The organism is Georgenia sp. AZ-5, from assembly GCF_043952095.1.
GTDB lineage: Bacteria > Actinomycetota > Actinomycetes > Actinomycetales > Actinomycetaceae > Georgenia.
Genome location: NZ_JBINOU010000001.1, coordinates 1,676,524 through 1,699,019 on the forward strand (window position 1 = coordinate 1,676,524; position 22,496 = coordinate 1,699,019).

General features: G+C 74.2%; 20 protein-coding genes. 17 read left to right on the top strand and 3 right to left on the bottom strand.

Annotation, left to right across the window (positions count from 1 at the left end; translation table 11 throughout):
• The first annotated feature begins 176 nt into the window (after positions 1–176).
• The 3 genes from ispG (at position 177) to ACF0H8_RS08015 (ending at position 2,906) form a co-directional block, all read left to right on the top strand.
• Entirely contained in the window at positions 177–1,325 is a 1,149-nt protein-coding gene (ispG, locus tag ACF0H8_RS08005) for a flavodoxin-dependent (E)-4-hydroxy-3-methylbut-2-enyl-diphosphate synthase (protein ID WP_395290838.1), read from the top strand.
• Between the two features lie 9 nt (positions 1,326–1,334).
• A complete protein-coding gene (locus ACF0H8_RS08010) occupies positions 1,335–2,204 on the top strand; it encodes a GNAT family N-acetyltransferase (protein ID WP_395288422.1) in 870 nt (289 codons plus the stop codon).
• 129 nt (positions 2,205–2,333) lie between these two features.
• The gene (locus ACF0H8_RS08015; protein WP_395288423.1) at positions 2,334–2,906 is read left to right on the top strand and encodes a GNAT family N-acetyltransferase; all 573 of its coding nucleotides are present in this window, start codon (positions 2,334–2,336) and stop codon (positions 2,904–2,906) included.
• A gap of 164 nt (positions 2,907–3,070) precedes the next feature.
• On the opposite strand, the gene ACF0H8_RS08020 is transcribed toward ACF0H8_RS08015, so the two are convergent.
• Positions 3,071–3,934, bottom strand: coding sequence for a DNA-formamidopyrimidine glycosylase family protein (locus ACF0H8_RS08020; protein ID WP_395288424.1), 864 nt, complete (start codon positions 3,932–3,934; stop codon positions 3,071–3,073).
• Between the two features lie 130 nt (positions 3,935–4,064).
• On the opposite strand from ACF0H8_RS08020, the gene ACF0H8_RS08025 reads away from it, so the two are divergent.
• The 3 genes from ACF0H8_RS08025 to ACF0H8_RS08035 all read left to right on the top strand — a co-directional run bounded on the left by ACF0H8_RS08025 (position 4,065) and on the right by ACF0H8_RS08035 (position 7,767).
• Positions 4,065–4,538, top strand: coding sequence for a general stress protein (locus ACF0H8_RS08025; RefSeq protein WP_395288425.1), 474 nt, complete (start codon positions 4,065–4,067; stop codon positions 4,536–4,538).
• A gap of 178 nt (positions 4,539–4,716) precedes the next feature.
• Entirely contained in the window at positions 4,717–6,522 is a 1,806-nt protein-coding gene (locus ACF0H8_RS08030) for a proline--tRNA ligase (RefSeq protein ID WP_395290839.1), read from the top strand.
• Between the two features lie 468 nt (positions 6,523–6,990).
• Entirely contained in the window at positions 6,991–7,767 is a 777-nt protein-coding gene (locus ACF0H8_RS08035) for an endonuclease domain-containing protein (protein WP_395288426.1), read from the top strand.
• 183 nt (positions 7,768–7,950) lie between these two features.
• Here ACF0H8_RS08035 and ACF0H8_RS08040 read toward each other — a convergent pair whose 3' ends face one another.
• Complete coding sequence (locus ACF0H8_RS08040; RefSeq protein WP_395288427.1) at positions 7,951–9,084, bottom strand: hypothetical protein; 1,134 nt, start codon at positions 9,082–9,084, stop codon at positions 7,951–7,953.
• 97 nt (positions 9,085–9,181) lie between these two features.
• Here ACF0H8_RS08040 and rimP point away from each other — a divergent pair, with 97 nt between their 5' ends.
• From rimP to ACF0H8_RS08095, 11 genes are all read left to right on the top strand, one after another.
• A complete protein-coding gene (rimP, locus tag ACF0H8_RS08045) occupies positions 9,182–9,667 on the top strand; it encodes a ribosome maturation factor RimP (RefSeq protein WP_395288428.1) in 486 nt (161 codons plus the stop codon).
• Between the two features lie 10 nt (positions 9,668–9,677).
• A complete protein-coding gene (gene nusA / locus ACF0H8_RS08050) occupies positions 9,678–10,733 on the top strand; it encodes a transcription termination factor NusA (RefSeq protein WP_395288429.1) in 1,056 nt (351 codons plus the stop codon).
• A gap of 29 nt (positions 10,734–10,762) precedes the next feature.
• Positions 10,763–11,143, top strand: coding sequence for a YlxR family protein (locus ACF0H8_RS08055; protein WP_395290840.1), 381 nt, complete (start codon positions 10,763–10,765; stop codon positions 11,141–11,143).
• Positions 11,144–11,200: 57 nt separating this feature from the next.
• Positions 11,201–14,155: a translation initiation factor IF-2 gene (gene infB, locus ACF0H8_RS08060; protein WP_395288430.1), complete on the top strand. Its 2,955-nt coding sequence runs from the start codon at positions 11,201–11,203 to the stop codon at positions 14,153–14,155.
• Between the two features lie 84 nt (positions 14,156–14,239).
• Positions 14,240–14,737 (top strand): 30S ribosome-binding factor RbfA, encoded by a 498-nt coding sequence (gene rbfA / locus ACF0H8_RS08065; protein WP_395288431.1) that lies wholly within the window; start codon positions 14,240–14,242, stop codon positions 14,735–14,737.
• On the top strand, positions 14,734–15,810 hold the full coding sequence (truB, locus tag ACF0H8_RS08070; protein WP_395288432.1) for a tRNA pseudouridine(55) synthase TruB: 1,077 nt from the start codon (positions 14,734–14,736) through the stop codon (positions 15,808–15,810). The genes rbfA and truB overlap by 4 nt, the downstream gene beginning before the upstream one ends.
• A 45-nt stretch (positions 15,811–15,855) precedes the next feature.
• A complete protein-coding gene (locus ACF0H8_RS08075; protein ID WP_395288433.1) occupies positions 15,856–16,122 on the top strand; it encodes a hypothetical protein in 267 nt (88 codons plus the stop codon).
• A gap of 131 nt (positions 16,123–16,253) precedes the next feature.
• Complete coding sequence (locus ACF0H8_RS08080; protein ID WP_395288434.1) at positions 16,254–17,273, top strand: bifunctional riboflavin kinase/FAD synthetase; 1,020 nt, start codon at positions 16,254–16,256, stop codon at positions 17,271–17,273.
• 135 nt (positions 17,274–17,408) lie between these two features.
• Entirely contained in the window at positions 17,409–17,678 is a 270-nt protein-coding gene (gene rpsO, locus ACF0H8_RS08085; protein WP_395288435.1) for a 30S ribosomal protein S15, read from the top strand.
• Between the two features lie 239 nt (positions 17,679–17,917).
• A complete protein-coding gene (locus ACF0H8_RS08090) occupies positions 17,918–20,353 on the top strand; it encodes a polyribonucleotide nucleotidyltransferase (protein ID WP_395288436.1) in 2,436 nt (811 codons plus the stop codon).
• Positions 20,354–20,355: 2 nt separating this feature from the next.
• Positions 20,356–21,768 carry a M16 family metallopeptidase gene (locus ACF0H8_RS08095; RefSeq protein ID WP_395288437.1) on the top strand — a complete coding sequence of 471 codons (1,413 nt, stop codon included), beginning with the start codon at positions 20,356–20,358 and terminating at the stop codon, positions 21,766–21,768.
• A gap of 49 nt (positions 21,769–21,817) precedes the next feature.
• Here the strand turns inward: ACF0H8_RS08095 and ACF0H8_RS08100 are convergent, their stop codons facing one another.
• A complete protein-coding gene (locus ACF0H8_RS08100) occupies positions 21,818–22,483 on the bottom strand; it encodes an alpha/beta family hydrolase (RefSeq protein ID WP_395288438.1) in 666 nt (221 codons plus the stop codon).
• Positions 22,484–22,496: the final 13 nt, after the last annotated feature.

Here is a 22,496-nt window from a genome sequence, read left to right on the forward strand (position 1 = left end):
CGGGCGGCCCCGCCCGGCCCACCCCTCCCTCGCCCCCGCGGCCCGGGGGGGCGGCTCGGCTCCGCCGGCGCCCCCGCCGCCCGGGCGGGCGTTGGTCACACGTGGCCCCCGGCAGTAGAGGTGGCCCCGGCGCCTGATGCGATACTGGGCCGGTGAGCGTACCTATCTCGCTGGGAATGCCGACCGTCCACGAAGCCCCGCCCGTCCTCGCGCCGCGCCGCAAGACGCGGAAGATCCGGGTCGGGTCCGTCGAGGTCGGCGGCGACGCCCCCGTCTCCGTGCAGTCGATGACGACGACGAAGACGCACGACATCAACGCCACGCTCCAGCAGATCGCCGAGCTCACCGCGGCCGGCTGCGACATCGTCCGGGTCGCGTGCCCCACGGACAAGGACGCCGAGGCGCTCCCGATCATCGCGATGAAGTCCCAGATCCCCGTCATCGCGGACATCCACTTCCAGCCGAAGTACGTCTTCGCCGCCATCGAGGCCGGGTGCGGCGCCGTGCGCGTCAACCCGGGCAACATCCGCAAGTTCGACGACCAGGTCAAGGAGATCGCCCAGGCGGCCAAGGACGCCGGCGTCTCCCTGCGCATCGGCGTCAACGCGGGCTCGCTCGACAAGCGCCTGCTGGAGAAGTACGGCAAGGCCACGCCCGAGGCGCTGGTCGAGTCCGCCGTCTGGGAGGCCTCGCTCTTCGAGGAGCACGAGTTCCACGACTTCAAGATCTCTGTCAAGCACAACGACCCGGTCGTGATGGTCCGCGCCTACGAGATGCTCGCCGAGAAGGGCGACTGGCCGCTGCACCTCGGCGTGACCGAGGCGGGCCCGGCGTTCCAGGGCACGATCAAGTCCGCCACCGCCTTCGGCGCCCTGCTGAGCAAGGGCATCGGCGATACCATCCGCGTCTCCCTCTCCGCCCCGCCGGTGGAGGAGGTCAAGGTCGGGTCGCAGATCCTGGAGTCGCTCAACCTGCGCCCCCGCAAGCTCGAGATCGTCTCCTGCCCCTCCTGCGGCCGCGCCCAGGTGGACGTCTACGAGCTCGCCGACTCCGTCACCGCCGGCCTGGAGGGCGTGACCGTGCCGCTGCGCGTGGCCGTCATGGGCTGCGTCGTCAACGGCCCGGGGGAGGCCCGCGAGGCCGACCTCGGGGTCGCCTCCGGCAACGGCAAGGGGCAGATCTTCGTCAAGGGCGAGGTCATCAAGACCGTCCCCGAGGATCAGATCGTCGAGACCCTCATCGCCGAGGCCCAGCGCATCGCCGCCGAGATGGGCGAGCCCGACGGCGCGGTCCCGGCCGGTTCGCCGGTCGTCACCGTCCGCTGAGGTTCCGCCGTGCCGCTGTGGCGCCGGTCGACCCTTGCGGTCCGCCCGCTCGTCGCCGAGGACCGGGAGGCGGCCCTGGAGGTCTGCCGCCGCGACGCCGTCGGGTCCGTCCTCGCCGGCGTGCAGGCGGAACGGCTGGGCTCGGCGGGGCCGCCCGGCGCTGAGCTGCTCGGCATCTTCGATCCCGACGACGCCGACGCCCGCCCGGCGGCGCTGTGCTGGGCCGGGGCGAACCTCGTCCCGGTGCAGGTCTACGGCACCCTGCTGGACGACCTCGTGGAGTACGTGCGGCGCCGCGGGCGGCGCTGCTCCTCGATCGTGGGCCCGGCCGACCAGGTGCTGCCGCTGTGGGAGCGCCTGGCGCCGGCGTGGTCCCGCCCGCGCGAGGTGCGCCGCGACCAGCCGTCGATGGTCATCGACACCGACCCGGCCGTGGAGCCCGACCCCCGCGTCCGCCTCGCCACCCCGGACGAGGTCGCGCTGGTGCTCCCGGCCTCCGTCGCGATGTTCACCGAGGAGGTCGGCTACGACCCCACGCTGGTCGGCGCCTCCTACGCCGCGCGGGTCGCGGAGCTGGTGGGCACCGAGCGCACGTACGTCCGCGTCGAGGACGACGGCGAGGGCCCCCGGGTGATCTTCAAGGCCGACGTCGGCGCGCTCGCGCTCGGCGTCGCCCAGATCCAGGGCGTGTGGGTGCACCCCGAGCTGCGCGGGCGCGGGCTCGCCACCGCCGGCATGGCCGCCGTCGTCGCCGACGTGCGCGCCCGCCTCGCCCCCGTGGCGTCCCTCTACGTCAACGACTACAACACCCCGGCGCTGCGGGCCTACCGGCGGGTGGGCTTCCGCCAGGTCGGCAGCTACGCCACGGTGCTGTTCTAGCGGGCGCGCGGTCGACGAGCCGATGCTGCGGTCCGGCGGTGAGGCCGCCCGCCACGGCGTGCTTCGGTGCCGGCCCCTCGTGAACGACGCGCCGTCGCCGGTCTCGCGGGCAGGTGGCAGGGTGGCCGCATGACGATCGAGGTGCGACCCGCGACGGTGTTCGCCGACGTGCGGACGATGCTCGGGCCCAAGCGGCCCGACGCGAACGTGTGCTGGTGCCTGAGCTACCGCCTCTCCTCCAAGGAGAATCTTGCCCTTCGCGGGCCCGAGCGTGGCGATCTCGTGCAGCGGCTCGTGCGGCAGGACCCGCCTCCCGGCGTGCTCGCCTACGACGGCGGCGAGGTCGTCGGGTGGGCCGCGGTCCACCCGCGTGCCGACACGAGCTTCGCCCGCAACCGCAAGATCCCGCATGTCGGGGATGTCGAGGCGTGGTCGGTGTGGTGCTTCCGGGTGCGGCCCGGACATCGCGGCAAAGGCATCTCGCACCACCTGCTCCAGGGCGCGGTCGCGTTCGCCCGTCGATACGGTGCGCTCGCGATCGAGGGCTACCCGGTCGACAACCAGGGCAAGAAGGTCGATCTCACGATGGCGTACGTCGGGACCCGCAGCTTGTTCGAGCGAGCCGGGTTCAGGAAGGTGGCAGACACCCGGTCGGTGCTGAACGGCTTCCCGCGCGTGCTGATGCGTCTCGACCTGCGCTGAACCGCCAACCGCGGGCCGTCACCGGGCCACGAGGTGCCTGACATCGCTACCCTTCGGCCGTGGCCGCCCCTGTCCCGCCGGTTCGCGACCGAGCCGGTCTTCCGCCGACGGCCGGGCGTGCCCAGGACGGCACACCTGACAGGTCACATGTGTTGCTGCTGCTGTCAGCGCAGAAGCTTCGACATCCGCCGGTCGGCGAGGATCTTCCCGCCGGTCTGGCAGGTCGGGCAATACTGCAGGGCGGAGTCGGCGAAGGAGACCTCGCGGACGGTGTCCCCGCACACCGGGCAGGGCAGCCCGGCCCGGCCGTGCACCCGCATGCTGCGGCGCTTGGCGTCCTTGAGCTCGGCCGCCGGTTTGCCCGCGGCCTCGGCGACGGCGGCCGCGAGCACCTCGTCCATCGCCTGCAGCAGGCGGGCGACCTCCGCCTCGTCGAGCGAGCGGGTGAGGGCGAAGGGGCTGACCCGCGCCGCGTGGAGGATCTCGTCGGAGTAGGCGTTGCCGATCCCGGCGATCACCGACTGGTCCCGCAGCAATCCCTTGATCTGCTGGTTCCTTGCGGCGAGCAGGGCCGTGAGGCCCTCGAGCGTCAGCTGCGCCGGCTCGACGCCGAGCGTCGCGATCGCGGGGACGTCACCGGGGGAGCGCACGACGTGGACGGCGAGGCGCTTGCGGGTGCCGGCCTCGGTCAGGTCGAACCCGGCGCCGTCGTCCAGCCTCGCGCGCAGGGCGATGGGTGAGCGCCCCGGCCGCAGGTGCGCGGCGGGGGCGGCGTCGTACCAGCGCAGCCATCCCGCCTTGGCCAGGTGGAACACCAGGTGCAGCTCCCCGTCGGCGTCCGTGGCGACGTCCAGCCACTTGCCGTGCCGGGCCACGCCGGTGACCGCGGCACCCACGAGCGCCGTCGGGGCGGGGGAGAAGGTCTTCAGCGCGCTGATCGCGCCGACCTCCACGGCGGCCAGGGTGCGGCCCACCGCCCGCTCGCGCAGGAACTGGACCAGGCCCTCGACCTCCGGCATCTCCGGCATGGCACCATCCTGGCGCGGCGGGCCCGCCCGCGCCGCCCGCCTCTCCGGGCGGCCGAGATGCGGACTTACGCGAGCGGATTTATGGTGGGGAAAAGTAGTTGGACCGATCAGACCATCCGGAGGTGGAGAGATGACAGACACCGCATATCGCGGCGCCGTGCTGACCGACTACCGCGTCCTGGCGGAGTTCCAGGAGTACGCACACGCCCAGGAGCTCGTCGACCGGCTCTCCGACCGCGGCTTCCCCGTGGAGAACGTCCGCATCGTCGGGACGGGGATCCGCTCGGTGGAGCAGGTGACCGGGCGCCGCACCAAGGGCAGGGCCGCGGCGGGCGGCGCGGCGGCCGGTGCCTGGTTCGGCCTGTTCATCGGCCTGCTGTTCTCGCTGTTCGTGATCGCCGGGCCGTGGAGCTGGCTCTCGATGGTCGTCACGAGCGCCGTCATCGGTGCCGTGTTCGGCGCCGTCTTCGGGTTCCTCGGCCACTGGTCCACCGGGGGCCGCCGGGACTTCTCCAGCGCGAGCGCCTTCCAGGCCACGCAGTACCAGGTGGAGGTCGCCGCCGGTTACCGCGAGGAGGCCGCCCGCGCCGCGGCAGCGCGCTGACCCCCCGCAAGCGCTGACGCCGCGCGGCCGCGTCGACGACCCACGGCGGGGCCCGTCGACGCGGCCGTGCTGACCCGTGCGGGCGACGGCGGCTTCGCCGCCCCTCACGGGCCCGGCCCGGCGGCCCTCGCCCAGCCCACCGACGCGGCGCACTAGGCTTGCCCGCGTGCTGATGAAGATGTCGTCCCTTTTCGTGCGGACCCTGCGTGAGGACCCGGCCGACGCCGAGGTCGCCAGCCACAAGCTCCTCGTGCGGGCGGGCTACATCCGCCGCGCGGCGCCCGGGATCTACTCCTGGCTGCCGCTGGGGCTGAAGGTGCTCGCCAAGGTGGAGCGGATCGTGCGCGAGGAGATGGACGCCATCGGCGCCCAGGAGGTGCACTTCCCGGCGCTGCTGCCCAAGGAGCCCTACGAGGCCACCGGCCGCTGGGTCGAGTACGGGCCGAACATCTTCCGGCTCAAGGACCGCAAGCAGGCCGACTACCTCCTGGCGCCGACCCACGAGGAGATGTTCACCCTCTTGGTCAAGGACCTGTACTCCTCGTACAAGGACCTGCCGCTCGCGCTGTACCAGATCCAGACCAAGTACCGCGACGAGGCACGGCCGCGAGCGGGGCTGATCCGCGGGCGCGAGTTCATCATGAAGGACGCCTACTCCTTCGACGTCGACGACGAGGGCCTCGAGCGGTCCTACAACCTCCAGCGGGAGGCCTACCAGCGCATCTTCAACCGGCTCGGGCTCGAGTTCGTCATCGTCAAGGCCATGAGCGGGGCGATGGGCGGTTCCCGGAGCGAGGAGTTCCTCCACCCGACGGCGATCGGGGAGGACACGTTCGTGCGCTCGCCGGGCGGCTACGCAGCGAACGTCGAGGCCGTGACCACCCCGGCGCCCGAGCCCGTCAGCCCCGACGGGCTGCCCGCGGCCGAGGTGCTGGACACCCCCGACTCGCCGACCATCGAGACCCTCGTGGAGGCCGCCAACCGCCTCCACCCCCGCCCCGACCGGCCGTGGACCGCGGCGGACACCCTCAAGAACGTGGTGCTGGCCCTCACGCACCCCGACGGCGCCCGCGAGGTCGTCGTCGTCGGGCTGCCCGGCGACCGCGAGGTCGACCTCAAGCGGCTGCAGGCGGGCGTGGAGCCCGCCGAGGTGGAGCCGGCCACCGAGGAGGACCTGAAGAAGCACCCCGAGCTGGTCAAGGGCTACATCGGCCCCGGCGTCCTGGGCCCGAACGGCGCCCCGCGTGCCGACGGCGAGGACGGCAGCCGGACCGACGGCGCCGTGCGCTACCTGCTCGACCCGCGCGTCGCCCGCGGCACGGCCTGGATCACCGGCGCGGACGAGGACGGCAAGCACGTGTTCGGGCTCGTCGCCGGCCGGGACTTCACCGCCGACGGCACCATCGAGGCGGCCGAGGTCCGGGAGGGCGACCCCGCCCCGGACGGATCCGGCCCGCTGGAGCTGGCCCGCGGCATCGAGATCGGTCACATCTTCGCCCTGGGGCGCAAGTACGCCGCCGCGCTCGACCTGAAGGTGCTCGACGCCAACGGCAAGGCCGTGACCGTCACGATGGGGTCCTACGGCATCGGCGTCACCCGGGCGCTCGCCGCCCTGGCCGAGGCCAACCACGACGACAAGGGCCTGGTCTGGCCGATGCAGGTCGCGCCGGCCCATGTGCACGTCCTCGCCACCGGCAAGGGCCAGGAGATCTTCGACGCCGCCGAGCGGCTGGCCCGCGAGCTGGAGGCGGCCGGGCTCGAGGTGCTCTACGACGACCGCCCGAAGGTCTCCGCCGGCGTGAAGTTCGCCGACGCCGAGCTCCTCGGCGTGCCGCTGTCGGTGGTGGTCGGGCGCGGGCTGGCGGACGGCGTCGTGGAGGTGCGTCGCCGCGCCACGGGCGAGCGCGAGGAGATCGCCCCCGAGCTTGCCGTCGCGCGGGTGCGCGAGCTGGTCGACGAGGCGCTCACCGAGGCACCCGCGTAGGCATCGGGCTCGGCCCGGGTCGCCGCGGCTCGCCGCGTCGACGGGCTGCCGCCGTGCGCCCGGGTTCTGACACGCCGCCCATTGGCGAATGTGACGTTCTTGCACGTATGAGCCGGCTCATACCTGCAAGAACGTCGCAATGGGCGGAACCGCGCCGGCGGTGCGTGAGGTGCGGAGTGCGCGGTGGGCGGGGTGCGGCGTCCTGGGTGCGAAAGCGAGGTGCTCCCGAGCGTCTCCATATGTACCCCCTTCCCGGCCGCGGAAACGTGGGCGTAGGCCGTCGTCCCCATCGGCCGGTGTCCACAGTCAGCACCGCGGCACCGCCCCGGCGCGCCGCATCCGCTGCAGACTCGCGCCGTGAGTCGCAAGGCTGTCGCTCACGCGGCCCTGTCACGCGGCCCCTTCACGAGGGCGACAGCGCTGCGTCACATCACGCCGGGCCAACTGCGCAGCGGTGCTTATCGGCGCGTGACCCAGGGCGTCTACATCGCGCGCGGCGAGTGCGACCACGGCGACATGATCCGTGCGGCGCGGCTGATCGCACCGGGGCCCGCGGTTCTCCGGGGGCGGAGCGCCCTGTGGGCGCTCGGCGTGCGCCTCGCCGACCCCACGGACCCCGTCGAGATCGCCGTGCCGAGGGATCGACGCATCAGGCGGCACGAGTTCTTGCGGGTCACGACCGAGTCGGTGCACGAGGCGGAGATGGCGAAGACGCCCTTCGGGTGGGCGACGAGCCCCTCGCGTACGGCGTTCGACCTGGCCCGCCTCGGCGGCCCGCTGCAGAGCGCCCCCTTGCTGGACGCTCTGGTCCGCGCCACTGGCGTCAGCCGTTCCGAGGTCGAGGCGGTACGCGCGGCGAATGCGGGTGCCCGCTCGTCCGCCCGGGTGCCAGCGGCGCTCGATCTCGTCGACCCGGGAGCCGAGTCGCTCCCCGAGTCGAGGCTGCGGGTGCTCCTCGTCCTCGCGGGGCTGCCACGACCGAAGACCCAGGTGAAAATCTGCACGGCCTCGGGCGAGTTCGTCGCGAGGGTGGACCTCGGCTGGCCGGAGCGGCGCGTGGCCGTCGAGTACGACGGTGCGTACCACGACGATTCCGCCCAGGTCGCGCGCGACCGTGCGCGTCTGAACGCGCTACGGGCCGTGGGATGGGTGGTCCTCGTGGTCGACCGCGCACAGCTCGCACGGCCCGACGATGTGGTGGAGATGGTCGGGCGGGTGCTGGCGCGGGCCCGATCGCGACCCTGACGAGCCGATGGGACGGCGTCCGGGCAGGCGGGCGAGGTGGTGCGTTGTACGGCTGGTCGGGGGCGGGTGCTGGCGCGGCCCCGATCGCGACGCTGACGAGCCGATGGGACGGCGTCCGGGCAGGCGCGAGGTGGTGCGTTGTTCGCCTGGTTGGGGCGGGCGGTCGGGAGCTGAGTGGGCCGCTCAGCCCAGTCCAGGCAGCGCGGGCAGCTCTCCGCCCCACGCGCGCAGCTGGACGGCGGCGTGCTCGGCGGCCGCGAGGACCGACTCGCGCTCGCCGGCCGGGGTCCGGCCGATGTTGGCCACCCACAGCTCCAGCAGGCTCCGCTCGGCGCCGACCGCCACGGCCTGCTCCGCGGTGAGGTCACCGACGCCGAAACCGTCCGCTGCCACGTCGTCGTCAGGGCTCTCCGAGCTGTTCGCCGTCGCGTCGGCGTCAGGGATCCCCGAGCCGTCCGCGCCGGCGTGCGAGCCCATCGCCCCGTCGGCGCCCGGCTCCGCGTCCGGGCCCGCCGCCGCGTTCTGGGCGACCAAACCGAGGTCGTAGGCCGCGCTGCGCTCGTCCGGCGCGCCCGCGGCCAGCGCCGCGTCCACCAGCGCCTGCAGGTGCTCCGCACGTTCCCAGGCTCGTTCACGGGCAGCGCCGTCCGTGCGCGCCGCGACCGTCTCAACCGCGAAGCGGGCCGAGTCGAGCAGCCGCACCGTCGCCTCGCCGGGCCCGTGCGTCAGCAGCGCCTCCGGCGTGAGCGGAGCGCCGGCGGGCAGGTCGGCGGAGACACCGAGCGCGGCGGCCAGCCGGCGGGCGTCGTCGGCGCGGGAGAGCGAGACCGCGGCCAGGGCGGCGGCCAGGTCGTCGTCGGTCGACGTCAGCGCGGCCTCGCGCGCGCTCGCCGCGCCCTGGACAAGCAGCCCGAGAACGCCCTCCGGGGTCGCCGTCGCGGACGGCGTCTCCACGGGCTCCGGCGTCCGGGCCCCCTCCGGTGCCCCTCCGGGCCAGGGCTCCCACACCCCGCCCAGGGCGCCGGCGTGCGCCTCGGCGTTGCCCGCGACACGCGCGAGGACGCCCGCCACGTCCGCGCCGGCGTCGGTGATCCGGGCCACGTCCGCGATGGCGGCCGACAGGATCGCCTCCTCCTGGCGCTGCACCTCGACGGCGTCTGGCCGGGGCGGCTCCGCGGGCGGCGTGTCCAGCCGCACCGCGCCGCAGCCGGCGAGGGTCGCGGCCAGCACGGCGACGCCGGCCACGGCGCGCCACGGGCGCCGGACCGGCCGGGCGGTACGGGGGCGCGCGGGTAGGGCGAGAAGGGGCCTGGGCATCGCGGCCGATCCTCCCACGCCGGAGGCGGGGGATGCGCGCACGGGTAGTGTGTGGGGTTGACCTGACCAGCGCTCACGCCCCTAGGAGAAGCCCTCGATGAGCCCCGCCCGTCAATCCGAACTGCTCGACCGGCTGCGGTCCGCCGTCGAGCCGGTGGTCGGCGCCGCGGGCCTGTTCCTCGAGGACGCCACGGTGGCCGCGGCGGGGCGGCGCAAGGTCGTCCGGGTGGTCGTCGACCTCCCCGACGGGCCGGGCGGGGTGGACTCCGACCGGCTCTCGGACGTCTCCCGGGAGATCTCCACGGTGCTCGACGACGCCGACCTCCTCGAGGGCGCCTACACCCTGGAGGTCTCCACACCCGGCACCGACCGCCCGCTGACCGAGCCGCGGCACTACCGGCGCGCCCTGGGCCGGCTCGTCGCGGTCCGCACCGCCGCCGGCCGGGACACCACCGGGCGGCTGGAGGAGGCCGACGACGCCGGGGTGGTGCTGGAGTCCGACGGCCGGCGCGAGCGCCTGGGCTACACCGAGATCTCCCGCGCCCGCGTCGAGATCGAGCTCAACCGCCCCGACGAGGACTGAGGAGGACCGCATGGACATCGACATGACAGCTCTCCGCCTGGTCGAGAGCGAGCGGGGCATCAACTTCGACGTGCTCGTGCGCGCCATCGAGGAGGCCCTCCTGCTGGCCTACCGCCGCACCCCCGGCGCGGTGGACAAGGCCCGGGTCGAGCTCGACCGCAAGACCGGCCGCGTCACGGTGTGGGCCACCGAGATCGACGAGGAGGGCAACGAGGCGGGGGAGTTCGACGACACCCCGTCCGGGTTCGGGCGCATCGCCACCGCGACCGCACGCTCGGTCATCGTCCAGCGGCTGCGCGACGCCGAGGACGAGCAGGTGATGGGCAACTACCGCGACAAGGCCGGCGAGCTCATCAGCGGCATCGTCCAGCAGGGCCGCGACCCGCGCGTGGTCCTCGTCGACATCGGCGACCTGGAGGCCGTGCTCCCGGCCCACGAGCAGGTCCCGACCGAGCGGTACACGCACGGAGACCGGTTGCGCGCCTACGTGCTGGAGGTCACGCGCGGGGGCAAGGGCCCGCAGGTCACCCTCTCGCGCACGCACCCGGCGTTCGTCCGGAAGCTCTTCGCCCTGGAGGTGCCCGAGGTCGCCGACGGCAGCGTCGAGATCGTCGCCATGGCCCGGGAGGCGGGGCACCGCACCAAGATGGCGGTCCGCGCCACGGTGCCGGGCCTGAACGCCAAGGGCGCCTGCATCGGCCCCATGGGCCAGCGCGTCCGCGCCGTGATGACCGAGCTGAACGGCGAGAAGATCGACATCGTCGACTACTCCGACGACCCCGCCCGGTTCGTCGCCAACGCCCTGTCGCCCGCCCGCGTCAGCAGCGTCGAGGTCGTGGACCCCGAGGCCAAGGCCGCCCGCGTCGTCGTCCCCGACTACCAGCTCTCCCTCGCCATCGGCAAGGAGGGGCAGAACGCCCGGCTCGCGGCCCGTCTCACGGGCTGGCGGATCGACATCCACTCCGACACGGAGGACCTGGCCGCGCCCGAGGGGGCCGCCACCGCCGCCGTGCACGAGGAGTCGACTTCGCCACACGGTGAGCAGCCAGGGGCGGCGCAGGGGTAGAGTGTCCGGTGGGCACGCGCCCGGAATCCATGAGTACACGCAGCGAGACACCCACGCCCGTTACCGGGCCGGTGCGGACCTGCACGGGATGCCGGGGACGGGCCACGAGGTCTGCCCTGGTACGCCTCGTCCTGGACGCGGCCACGCAGCGCGTGGTCGTCGATCCGGGTCGCAGCGCACCGGGCCGGGGCGCCTGGCTCCACCCGAGCCGGGAGTGCCTCGACCTCGCCCTCAGGCGCCGGGCCATCCCCCGGGCCCTGCGAGCCGCGGGGCCGGTGGACACCGGCGCCCTGGGCGGGTGGTTCGACCAGCACGCTCATCCGGCGCCCGATGCGCCGGGTGAGGCAAGAGTCATCGACGAAGAAAGCGGGTTGGAAGCCGATGGGCACCCGATGAGTACCCAGCGATGAGCTGCCAGCACTAAGAGCGGTCCTCCCTGTCCCGGGACGGACCGAGACAGGAGAGTTGTGGCAAAGGTCCGCGTCCACGAGCTCGCGAAGGAGCTCGGCGTCGACAGCAAGACGGTGCTCGCGAAGCTGCGCGAGCAAGGGGAGTTCGTGAAGTCGGCGTCGTCGACGATCGAGGCCCCGGTCATCCGTCGGCTGCGCGAGGCATTCCCCGCCCAGCAGGCCGGGGGAACCCCCAACGGCGGCACGAGCGCCGCCAAGCCCGCCGCGAAGCCGGCCGCCCGTCCGGCGGCCCCGAAGGCGGAGGCTCCGCAGGAGCCCACCCAGGCCGCGTCCGCGGCACCGACCCCCGCGCCGGCGGCACCGAAGGCCCCCGCGCCCCAGGCCCCGGCCCCTCAGGCACCCGAGGCTCCCGCGCCTCAGGCGCCCGCGGCCAAGCCGGCCGCGCAGGCGCCGGCCCCGCAGGCACCCGCCCAGCACGCCCCGGCCGCGCCGTCGGCGCGTCCCGGCGCGCCCAAGCCGGGTTCCACCCGTCCGGCGGGCGGGCCCGACTCGAAGCCCGGCAGCGCCCCCCGGCCTGGCGCCGACGCGCCGCGCCCCGGCGGGCAGCGTCCGGGCGCGCCGCGCCCGGGCAACAACCCGTTCGCGACCTCTCAGGGGATGCCCCGTCAGGGCGGCTCCGGCTCCGCCGGTCCGCGTCCGGGCGGTCCGCGTCCCGGCGGTCCCCGTCCGGGGAACAACCCGTTCGCGACCTCCCAGGGCATGCCCCGTCCGGGCGGCTCCGGCGGCCCGCGCCCGGGTGGCACCGGCGCGGCCGGCCCGCGCCCGGGTGGTTCCGGGGGCCCGCGGCCCGCGGCGCCGCGTCCCGGCGGCCCGCGCCCGAACCCCGGCATGATGCCCGGGCAGAGCTCCGTCGGCCGTCCCGGCGCGCCGGCACGCACCGGTGGTGGCCGCGGCCGTCCCGGCGGTGGCGGTCCCGGTGGTGGCGGCGGCTTCGCCGGCCGTCCCGGCGGTGGCGGTCCCGGTGGCGGCGGCGGCTTCGCCGGCCGTCCCGGCGGCGGTGGCCGCGGCGGCCGCGGCGGCACGCAGGGCGCCTTCGGGCGCGCCGGCGGCCGTCCGGTGCGCGGGCGGAAGTCCAAGCGTGCGAAGCGCCAGGAGTTCGAGCAGCAGTCCGCGCCGTCGCTGGGCGGGGTGCAGGTCCCGCGCGGCAACGGCAGCACGGTCGTGCGCATCCGCGCGGGCGCCTCGCTGGCGGACTTCGCCGACAAGATCGACGCCAACCCGGCGAGCCTGGTGACGGTGCTCTTCCACCTGGGCGAGATGGCCACGGCCACCCAGTCCCTGGACGAGGACACCTTCAAGGCCCTGGGCGCCGAGCTCGGCTACCTCATCGAGGTCGTCTCCCCGGAGGAGGAGGAGCGCGAGCTCCTCGAGAGCTTCGACATCGACCTCGAGGCAGAGGAGGCCGGCGAGACCGACGAGGACCTCCACGGCCGTTCGCCCGTCGTCACGGTCATGGGCCACGTCGACCACGGAAAGACCAAGCTCCTCGACGCCATCCGGTCCACGGACGTCGTCGCGGGCGAGGCCGGCGGCATCACGCAGCACATCGGTGCCTACCAGGTGACCACCCAGCACGAGGACACCGAGCGCCCGATCACCTTCATCGACACCCCCGGCCACGAGGCGTTCACCGCCATGCGTGCCCGTGGCGCGCAGGTGACGGACATCGCGATCCTCGTGGTCGCCGCGGACGACGGCGTCATGCCGCAGACCGTGGAGGCGCTCAACCACGCCCAGGCCGCCAACGTGCCGATCGTCGTGGCCGTGAACAAGGTGGACAAGGAGGGCGCCAACCCTGCCAAGATCCGCCAGCAGCTGACCGAGTACAACCTCGTGGCCGAGGAGTACGGCGGCGACACCATGTTCGTCGACGTCTCCGCCAAGAACCGCACGGGCATCGACGACCTCCTGGAGGCCGTCCTGCTCACCGCGGACGCGGCCCTGGACCTGCGGGCGAACCCCAACAAGGACGCCCGCGGCGTGGCCATCGAGGCGAACCTCGACAAGGGCCGTGGCGCGGTGGCGACCGTGCTGGTGCAGTCCGGCACCCTGCACGTCGGCGACGCGATCGTGGCCGGCACCGCCCACGGGCGCGTGCGAGCCATGTTCGACGACCACGGGGAGAACATCACCGCGGCGCCGCCGTCGTTCCCGGTCCAGGTGCTCGGCCTGCAGTCGGTGCCGCGCGCCGGTGACAACTTCCTCGTCGCACCCGACGACCGCACCGCCCGGCAGATTGCCGACAAGCGCGCGGCCGCCGAGCGCGCCGCGACGCTGGCCAAGCGCCGCAAGCGCGTCAGCCTCGAGGACTTCACCAAGGCGCTCGAGGAGGGCAAGGTCGAGAACCTCAACCTCATCATCAAGGGCGACGTCTCCGGTGCCGTCGAGGCGCTGGAGGACGCGCTGCTCAAGATCGATGTGGGCGAGGAGGTCGCGCTGCGCATCATCCACCGCGGTGTGGGTGCCATCACGCAGAACGACGTCAACCTCGCGACGGTGGACAACGCCGTCATCATCGGCTTCAACGTCCGTCCCGCCGAGCGGGTCGCCGAGCTGGCCGACCGCGAGGGTGTCGACCTGAAGTTCTACTCGGTGATCTACGACGCGATCGACGACGTCGAGAACGCCCTCAAGGGCATGCTCAAGCCGGAGTTCGAGGAGGTGCAGCTGGGCACCGCGGAGATCCGCCAGGTGTTCCGGTCCTCCAAGTTCGGCAACATCGCCGGTTCGATCGTCCGGTCGGGCCTCATCCGCCGCAACGCCAGCGCGCGTCTCACGCGTGACGGGGTCGTGGTGGCCGACAAGCTCACCATCGAGTCCCTGCGCCGGGAGAAGGACGACGTCACCGAGGTCCGCGAGGGCTTCGAGTGCGGTATCGGTCTCGGCTACAAGGACCTCCAGGAGGGCGACATCATCGAGACGTTCGAGATGCGCGAGAAGCCGCGCGCCTGACGCTCTCACCACCCCGGCGGCCCCGCGGCGCACATATCGTGCCCGTGGGGCCGCCGTGGTCCCACCACCAGCAAGGAGACACCCATGGCCGACGCGCCCCGCGCCCGCAAGCTCGCCGAGCGCATCCAGCAGATCGTGGCCCGCATGCTCGACACCCGGATCAAGGACCCCCGCCTGGGCTTCGTCACGGTCACGGACGTCCGGGTGACCGGCGACCTGCAGAACGCGACGATCTTCTACACCGTGCTCGGCTCGGAGGAGGAGCGGCGGTCCTCCGCCGCGGCGCTCGCCTCGGCGAAGGGGCTCATCCGCTCGGAGGTCGGCAAGCAGACCGGTGTGCGCCTGACGCCGACCATCGAGTTCGTCCTCGACGCCGTCCCGGAGACGGCCGCCAGCCTCGAAGAGGCGCTGCGCACCGCCGCCGAGCGGGACGCCGAGGTCGCGGCGCTGGCCTCCCGGGCGAGCTACGCCGGCGAGCCCGACCCGTACCGCCGGCCCGCCGAGGAGGACGAGGACGAGGCCGGCGACGGTGAGCCCGCCGACGCCCAGCCGGCCGACGACCTCGGCGACCGGCGCGCGTGACCGCCCGTCAGGCTCCCGCAGGGAAGGGGCGCGCCCACGAGCGGGTCACGGTCCCGCGCGGGCACGTCCCGGCCGCTGACGGGCTGCTGGTCGTCGACAAGCCGCAGGGCTGGACGAGCCACGACGTGGTCGCCCGCACCCGGCGCCTCGCCGCGACGAGGAAGGTCGGCCACGCGGGCACCCTCGACCCCATGGCGACCGGCGTCCTCATCCTCGGCATCGGCCGGGCCACCCGGCTGCTCACCTATCTCGTGGGCGCCGACAAGGAGTACACCGCCACGGTCAGGCTCGGCCAGGCCACGGTCACCGACGACGCGGAGGGCGAGGTGACGGCAGCCGCCGGCGCCGAGGCCGTGCTGCGCGCCGACGGCGGCGTCGACGAGGCGGCCCTCGAGCGCGGGCTCGCCGCGCTGCGCGGGCCCGTCGCCCAGGTGCCCAGCGCCGTCTCGGCCATCAAGGTCGACGGGCGGCGTGCCTACGCGCGGGTCCGGCAGGGCGAGGACGTGGCGCTCCCGGCCCGCCCGGTCACGATCCACCGGCTCGAGCTCACCGCGCCGCCGCGCGTCGTGCGGGTGGGGCCGGACGGCCCGACGCTCGTGGACGCCGACGTCGTCGTGGGGTGCTCCTCGGGCACCTACGTGCGCGCCCTGGCACGCGACCTCGGCTCCGCGCTGGGCACCGGCGGTCACCTGACGGCGCTGCGCCGCACCGGCGTAGGGCCGTTCACCCTCGAGCAGGCGCGCACCGTGGAGGAGCTGGCGGCCGAGGTCACGGCGGCCGCCGACGCCGCGCTCCCGGCCGGGCTGAGCACCATGAGCCTGACGGAGGCGGCCACGGCGTGCTTCCCCGTGCGCCACCTCGACGAGGGGGAGACGGCCGCCGTGCGCTCGGGCCAGTTCCTGCCGGCGACGGCGGCAGCGGGCGTCACGGGGGCCGGCGCCACCGGGGCCGCCCGCGCCGGCAAGGCGGGGGAGGCGGTCGTCGCGGCACTCGCCCCCGACGGTCACGTCGTCGCCCTGCTGGCGGACAGGGACGGGCGGGCGAAGCCCGTGCTGGTGCTGGATCCGGCCTAGAGTTTGCCCAGGGGTGCACCGGACGCCCCTGGAGAGGACGCATCCATGAGCGAGACCACTGCTGACACCCGGGACGCGGAGCAGCCGGGCGGCTGCGCCTGCGGCGGCCACGGCCACGATCACGGCGAGGGCCACCACCACGGCGAGGGCCACCACCACGGCGAGCGCCACGGCCTTCAGGTGCGGGACCTGGCCGCGGGCCGGCGCAACCTCGGGCTCAAGGCCGCGCGCCCCGGCGAGGGGACCGACGAGGCCGAGCTGGCGGAGCAGGGGCCCCGCCCGGGCGGCGGCTGCGCCTGCGGGCGTCACTGAGGTAGCTCGCACGCAGGTAGGGTCGACTGGTCGCCGGCGGCGCCGGCCCGCCCGGCCTGACCGGGCAGGGACCGCGCGCCCCGGCGACCGCCCCACGGGGTGCCGTCACAGCTTCAGCCAGGAGGGCTTGCGTGCAGGTGTGGAGAGGGGCCGCGGAGGTCCCCGCTGACCTCGGGCCCACCGTCGTGACCCTGGGCATCTTCGACGGGGTGCACAAGGGCCACCAGGTGGTCCTCGGGGCGACGGTGGCCGAGGCGGAGGCCTCGGGCCTGACCTCGGTGGCCATCACGTTCGACCCGCACCCCGCCACCGTGCACCGGCCCGACCAGCACTTCGAGCTCATCGCGTCGCTCACGGACCGGCTCGAGCGCCTCGCCGCGACCGGGCTCGACGCCGTCCTGGTCCTCGAGTACACCCTCGACCTCGCCCACAACTCCCCGGAGGAGTTCTCCCGGCGGTACGTCCGGGACCTGCTGCACGCCGCCGTCGTCGTGGTGGGGGAGGACGTCCGCTTCGGCTGGCAGAACTCCGGCGACCAGCACACCATGGTCCAGCTCGGCCACACGCTCGGCTTTGGGGTGACCATCCTCAAGGACATCGTCTGCCAGGACAACGGCCGGCGCTGGTCCTCCACCTGGGTGCGCGAGCTGCTCGCCCAGGGCGACGTGGCCGGCGCCGCCGACGTGCTGGGCCGCCCCCACCGCGTGCGCGGGGTGGTCGTGCACGGCGCCAAGCGCGGCCGCGAGCTCGGGTACCCCACGGCCAACCTGCTCGCCGACGACCTCGGCGTGGTCCCCGCGGACGGGGTGTACGCCGGGTGGCTCATCCGCCCCGACCACGCGCCCGACGACGGCACCTCCAAGCGCCTGCCCGCCGCCGTCTCCGTGGGCACCAACCCCACCTTCCACGGCGTCGAGCGCACCGTCGAGGCCTACGTGCTCGGCCGGACGGACCTGGACCTGTACGGCGAGGAGGTCGTGGTCGAGCTCGTGGCGCGGCTGCGGCCGATGGTGGCCTTCGACGGCATTGCCGCGCTGCTCGACCAGATGGCCGACGACGTCCGCGCCACCGCGGAGATCCTCGGCGTGCCGGGGCCCCGCCGGCCCGACGCCGCGGCCGGCGTCCCCGCCGCCGCCCCCGAGGCCGGCTGACGGGTGTGGCGAACGCCCGCTCGTGGCCGCCGCCGGAGCCTGATACGCTGACCTCTGCCGTCAAGCCGGCCACGGATGCGTCATGCCCGGGTGGACATGCCCCGGAGCTCCGTGCAACGACCAAGAAGGAGAACCATGGCCCTCGCTGCGGACGTCAAGCAGTCCATCATCAAGGAATACGCCACCCACGAGGGTGACACGGGTTCCCCCGAGGTCCAGATCGCTCTGCTCAGCCAGCGGATCAAGGACCTCACGGAGCACTTCAAGACCCACAAGCACGACCACCACTCCCGTCGTGGTCTGATGCTGCTGATCGGTCAGCGCAAGCGCCTGCTCGGCTACCTGGCCCAGGAGGACATCGAGCGCTACCGCAGCCTCATCGCGCGGCTGGGTCTGCGCCGCTGAGCGACCGACCGGCTCGGACCTGTGGGTCCGGGCCGGTCATGCATGCCCGCCCGTGCGGCGGGCACGGTGTCCGGGTCGCGGCCCGGCGCCCCAACTGAAACACATCAACCACACCGCACCGCTCATGCGCGACCGGTCCTCGGTAGTGGCCTCCGGAACGCGGGCGACTGCTCCCTTCCGTGGGCCTCGATCGATGACCGCCGGGCATCGGGTGCGGACGGACCCGAAGGAGGGCACCCGTGGAGGGACCCGAGATCAAGTTCGCCGAAGCCACGATCGACAACGGCAAGTTCGGCACCCGCACAGTCCGCTTCGAGACCGGACGCCTGGCCCGCCAGGCCGCCGGCTCGGCGGTCGCCTACCTGGACGAGGACACGATGGTGCTCTCGGCCACCACGGTGGGCAAGCACCCCAAGGACCAGTTCGACTTCTTCCCGCTGACGGTGGACGTCGAGGAGCGCCAGTACGCGGCCGGCAAGATCCCCGGCTCGTTCTTCCGCCGGGAGGGCCGCCCCTCGACCGAGGCGATCCTGGCCTGCCGCCTCATCGACCGCCCGCTGCGCCCGTCCTTCGTCAAGGGCCTGCGCAACGAGGTCCAGATCGTCGAGACGGTCCTGGCCATCCACCCCGACGACGCCTACGACGTCCTCGCCATCAACGCCGCCTCGATGTCCACGCAGATCTCCGGGCTGCCCTTCTCCGGCCCCATCGGTGGCGTGCGCCTGGCGCTGATCGACGGCCAGTGGGTCGCGTTCCCGCGCTACACCGAGGTCGAGAAGGCCGTCTTCGCGATGGTCGTCGCCGGCCGCGTCGTCACCAAGGACGACGGCACCACCGACGTCGCCGTGATGATGGTCGAGGCCGAGGCCACCGACAACGCCTGGACGCTCATCAAGGAGCACGGCGCGCAGGCGCCGACGGAGGAGGTCGTGGCCGACGGCCTCGAGGCCGCCAAGCCGTTCATCCAGGCCCTCGTGGAGGCGCAGCAGCAGCTCGCCGCGGAGACGGCCAAGCCGACCGCCGAGTTCCCGCGCTTCCTGGACTACGAGGACGACGCCTACGCCGCCGTCGAGGAGCACGTCTCCGCCGACCTGGCCGAGGCCATCACCATCCCGGGCAAGCAGGAGCGCGAGGCTCGCCAGGAGGAGATCCGCGCCGGCATGCTCGAGGCGCTCGCCGAGCGCTTCGAGGGCCGCGAGAAGGAGCTCTCCGCCGCCTTCCGCGCCGCCACGAAGGAGGCCGTGCGCCAGCGCGTCCTCAAGGACGGCGTGCGCATGGACGGGCGCGGCCTGAAGGACATCCGCACCCTCTCCGCCGAGGTCGAGGTCATCCCGCGGGTGCACGGCTCGGCGCTGTTCGAGCGCGGCGAGACCCAGATCCTGGGCGTGACCACGCTGAACATGCTCCGCATGGAGCAGCAGCTGGACACCCTCAGCCCGGTCACGCGCAAGCGCTACATGCACAACTACAACTTCCCGCCGTTCTCCACCGGTGAGACCGGCCGCGTGGGCTCGCCCAAGCGCCGGGAGATCGGCCACGGCGCCCTGGCCGAGCGCGCGCTCACGCCCGTGCTGCCCAGCCGCGAGGAGTTCCCCTACGCGATCCGTCAGGTCTCCGAGGCGCTCGGGTCCAACGGCTCGACCTCGATGGGCTCCGTGTGCGCCTCCACCCTGTCGCTGCTCAACGCCGGCGTGCCGCTGCGCGCGCCCGTCGCGGGCATCGCCATGGGCCTGATGTCGGACACCGTCGAGAACGAGGCCGGGGAGTCCGAGATTCGTTATGCCGCGCTGACCGACATCCTCGGCGCCGAGGACGCCTTCGGCGACATGGACTTCAAGGTCGCCGGCACCCGCGAGTTCGTCACGGCCATCCAGCTCGACACCAAGCTCGACGGCATCCCCGCCTCCGTGCTGGCCGGCGCGCTGACCCAGGCCCGCGACGCCCGCCTGTACATCCTCGACGTGATGAACGAGGCGATCGACACCCCGGACGAGATGGCCCCGACGGCGCCGCGCGTCATCACCGTCAAGGTCCCCGTGGACAAGATCGGCGAGGTCATCGGCCCCAAGGGCAAGATGATCAACCAGATCCAGGAGGACACCGGCGCGGACATCTCCATCGAGGACGACGGCACCGTCTACATCGGCGCCGTCGACGGCCCGTCGGCCGAGGCCGCCCGCCAGGCGGTCAACGCCATCGCCAACCCGCAGATGCCCGAGGTCGGCGAGCGGTTCGTCGGCACGGTCGTGAAGACGACGTCCTTCGGCGCCTTCGTCTCCCTCACCCCCGGCAAGGACGGCCTGCTGCACATCTCGCAGATCCGTCGCCTGGTGGGCGGCAACCGCGTGGACAACGTCGAGGACGTGCTCCAGGTGGGCCAGAAGGTCCAGGTCGAGCTCGCCGAGATCGACCCGCGCGGCAAGCTCTCGCTCCACGCCGTCGTCGAGGGCGAGGAGAACGAGGGCGAGGGCGGCGAGCCCGACGGCGAGCTGCCCGCGGCGGAGCGCACCGAGGGCGGCCGGGAGGACGGCCGCCGGGAGGGCGGCCGCCGGGAGGGTGGCCGCCGCGAGGGTGGTCGCGACGGCGGACGCCGCCGTGAGCGCACGCGCACGCGCCACCACGACGGCGACGCCGAGGGCGGTGCCCCGGCGGAGACCGCCGAGGCCGACGCCTGAGGATGCCCCAGCCGCTGATCCTGGGCCCGGCCGGGGCACCGGGCACGGAGGTCCGCACCGAGCAGGACGGCAGCGTCATCCGGCGCTCCGTCCTGCCCGGCGGCATCCGGGTCCTGACCGAGGCCATGCCGGCCCAGCGCTCGACGGCGGTGGGCGCGTGGGTGGCCGTCGGCTCGCGTGACGAGACCGACGGCCACCACGGCTCCACCCACTTCCTCGAGCACCTGCTGTTCAAGGGCACGACCAGCCGCTCCGCGCTCGACATCGCCGAGGCGTTCGACGCCGTGGGCGGGGAGGCGAACGCGGCCACCGGCAAGGAGCACACCTGCTACTACGCGCGGGTGCTCGACGCCGACGTGCCCATGGCCGTGGACGTCATCACCGACATGGTGACCTCCTCGCTCATCGACGCCGAGGAGCTCGAGACCGAGCGCGGCGTCATCCTCGAAGAGCTCGCCATGAACGACGACGACCCGACGGACGTCGCGCACGAGCGCTTCACGGCCGCCGTCCTCGGCGACCACCCGCTCGGCCGGCCTATCGGCGGCACCCCGGAGACCATCCGAGCCGTCCCGCGCGACGCCGTTGTCGAGCATTACCGGCGCACCTACGTGCCCCGCGAGCTGGTGGTCACGGCCGCGGGCAGCGTGGACCACGACGCCCTGTGCGCCCAGGTGCTGGAGGCGGTGGAGGCGGGCGGCTGGGCCCTCGACGCCGGCGCGGTGCCCGCCGAGCGGCGCCTGGGCGCCGTCGTCGCCGGCGCGCGCGGCGTTGTGCCCGGCTCCGGCGCCATGGTGGTGCCGGGCCCCGAGGCCGCGCTCATCCCGGAGGCGGGCAGCGCGGTGACCGTGCGCCGTCCCACCGAGCAGGCCAACGTCGTGCTCGGCGGGCACGGCATCGCCGCCGGGGACGATCGCCGTTACGTCCTCTCGGTCCTGACCACGGTGCTCGGCGGGGGCATGAGCTCGCGCCTGTTCCAGGAGGTGCGGGAGAAGCGCGGGCTGGCGTACTCCACCTACGCCTTCGCCTCCTCCTACGCCGAGGCGGGCACCTTCGGTCTCTACGCCGGCTGCGCGCCGGCGAACGTGCCGCAGGTCGTCGAGCTGCTTCGCACGGAGTGGGAGCGCCTCGCCGCGGACGGCATCACGGCCGAGGAGCTGCGGCGCGGCGTCGGCCAGCTGCGCGGCAACATGGTGCTCGGGCTGGAGGACAACGGCTCGAGGATGTCGCGCCTCGGCCGCGCCGAGATCGTCCACGGCGAGCTGACCAGCCTGGACGAGATGATCGAGCGCATCTCCGCCGTCACGGCGGAGGAGGTCGGCGGGCTCGCCGCCGATCTCGCCGCGTCGCCGCGGTCCCTCGTGGTGGTCGGCCCCTTCGACGACGACGCCGCGTCGCGCCTGCTGCACGGCTGACGGAGGCTGCGGGCCCCGCCCGGCGCGCCGCTCCCGGCGCGCCGTGTGGTCACGCCGGCGGCGCGAGGCCCAGCACCTCGCTGAGCCACCCCGTGACGGCGGCGCGCACGGCCGGCACGTCCTTCTTCAGGGCGTGGTCGCCCGCCACGACGACCACGCGGCGGCCCGGCCCCTCCGGCGGCACGCCGAACGCGTCCCGCTCTCCCTGCACCACCAGCGTGGGCACACCGGCGCCGTCGAGCTCCGGCAGGCGGCTCGGGCGGTCCGCGCGGCCGGGCGGCTGCAACGGGAAGGCCAGGCACAGCACCCCGATCGCCCCCACGGCGCTGGCCGTCCGGCACGCCACCCGGGCACCGGAGGAGCGCCCGCCCACGACCAGGGGCAGCCCCGAGAGCTCGGCGGCCCGCAGGCGGGCGGCGACGGCCGTCCAGGCGGCGTCGAGCTGGCGGGCCGGCGCCGGCGCACGGCGCCCCGCCACCCGGTAGGGCTGCTCCACCAGCGCAACGCTGAGCCCCAACGCGGCGGCCGCCGCCGTGGCGGCGCGCAGGTCCGGCGCCTGGATGCCGCCGCCCGCGCCGTGGCCGAGCACGAGCGCGCCGCGCGGGGACGCCCCCGGCCGCAGGTGCACGCGCGCCGGACCGTGCGGGGTGTCCACCTCCGTCGTGGTGTCCGTTGTCGGGTCTGGCGCCGGGGCGTCCGGGCGGCGGGCGGTCACGGCCCGATCGTAG

Excerpts from the sequence above, each read along its gene's own strand:
- ACF0H8_RS08030 (WP_395290839.1), top strand. The coding sequence starts at position 4,717 with ATGTCGTCCCTTTTCGTGCGGACCCTGCGTGAGGACCCGGCCGACGCC.
- ACF0H8_RS08095 (WP_395288437.1), top strand. The coding sequence starts at position 20,356 with ATGCCCCAGCCGCTGATCCTGGGCCCGGCCGGGGCACCGGGCACGGAG.
- ACF0H8_RS08055 (WP_395290840.1), top strand. The coding sequence starts at position 10,763 with ATGAGTACACGCAGCGAGACACCCACGCCCGTTACCGGGCCGGTGCGG.
- ispG (WP_395290838.1), top strand. The coding sequence starts at position 177 with ATGCCGACCGTCCACGAAGCCCCGCCCGTCCTCGCGCCGCGCCGCAAG.
- ACF0H8_RS08075 (WP_395288433.1), top strand. The coding sequence starts at position 15,856 with ATGAGCGAGACCACTGCTGACACCCGGGACGCGGAGCAGCCGGGCGGC.
- rimP (WP_395288428.1), top strand. The coding sequence starts at position 9,182 with ATGAGCCCCGCCCGTCAATCCGAACTGCTCGACCGGCTGCGGTCCGCC.
- ACF0H8_RS08025 (WP_395288425.1), top strand. The coding sequence starts at position 4,065 with ATGACAGACACCGCATATCGCGGCGCCGTGCTGACCGACTACCGCGTC.
- ACF0H8_RS08040 (WP_395288427.1), bottom strand. The coding sequence starts at position 9,084 with ATGCCCAGGCCCCTTCTCGCCCTACCCGCGCGCCCCCGTACCGCCCGG.
- ACF0H8_RS08020 (WP_395288424.1), bottom strand. The coding sequence starts at position 3,934 with ATGCCGGAGATGCCGGAGGTCGAGGGCCTGGTCCAGTTCCTGCGCGAG.
- ACF0H8_RS08015 (WP_395288423.1), top strand. The coding sequence starts at position 2,334 with ATGACGATCGAGGTGCGACCCGCGACGGTGTTCGCCGACGTGCGGACG.
- rbfA (WP_395288431.1), top strand. The coding sequence starts at position 14,240 with ATGGCCGACGCGCCCCGCGCCCGCAAGCTCGCCGAGCGCATCCAGCAG.
- rpsO (WP_395288435.1), top strand. The coding sequence starts at position 17,409 with ATGGCCCTCGCTGCGGACGTCAAGCAGTCCATCATCAAGGAATACGCC.
- nusA (WP_395288429.1), top strand. The coding sequence starts at position 9,678 with ATGGACATCGACATGACAGCTCTCCGCCTGGTCGAGAGCGAGCGGGGC.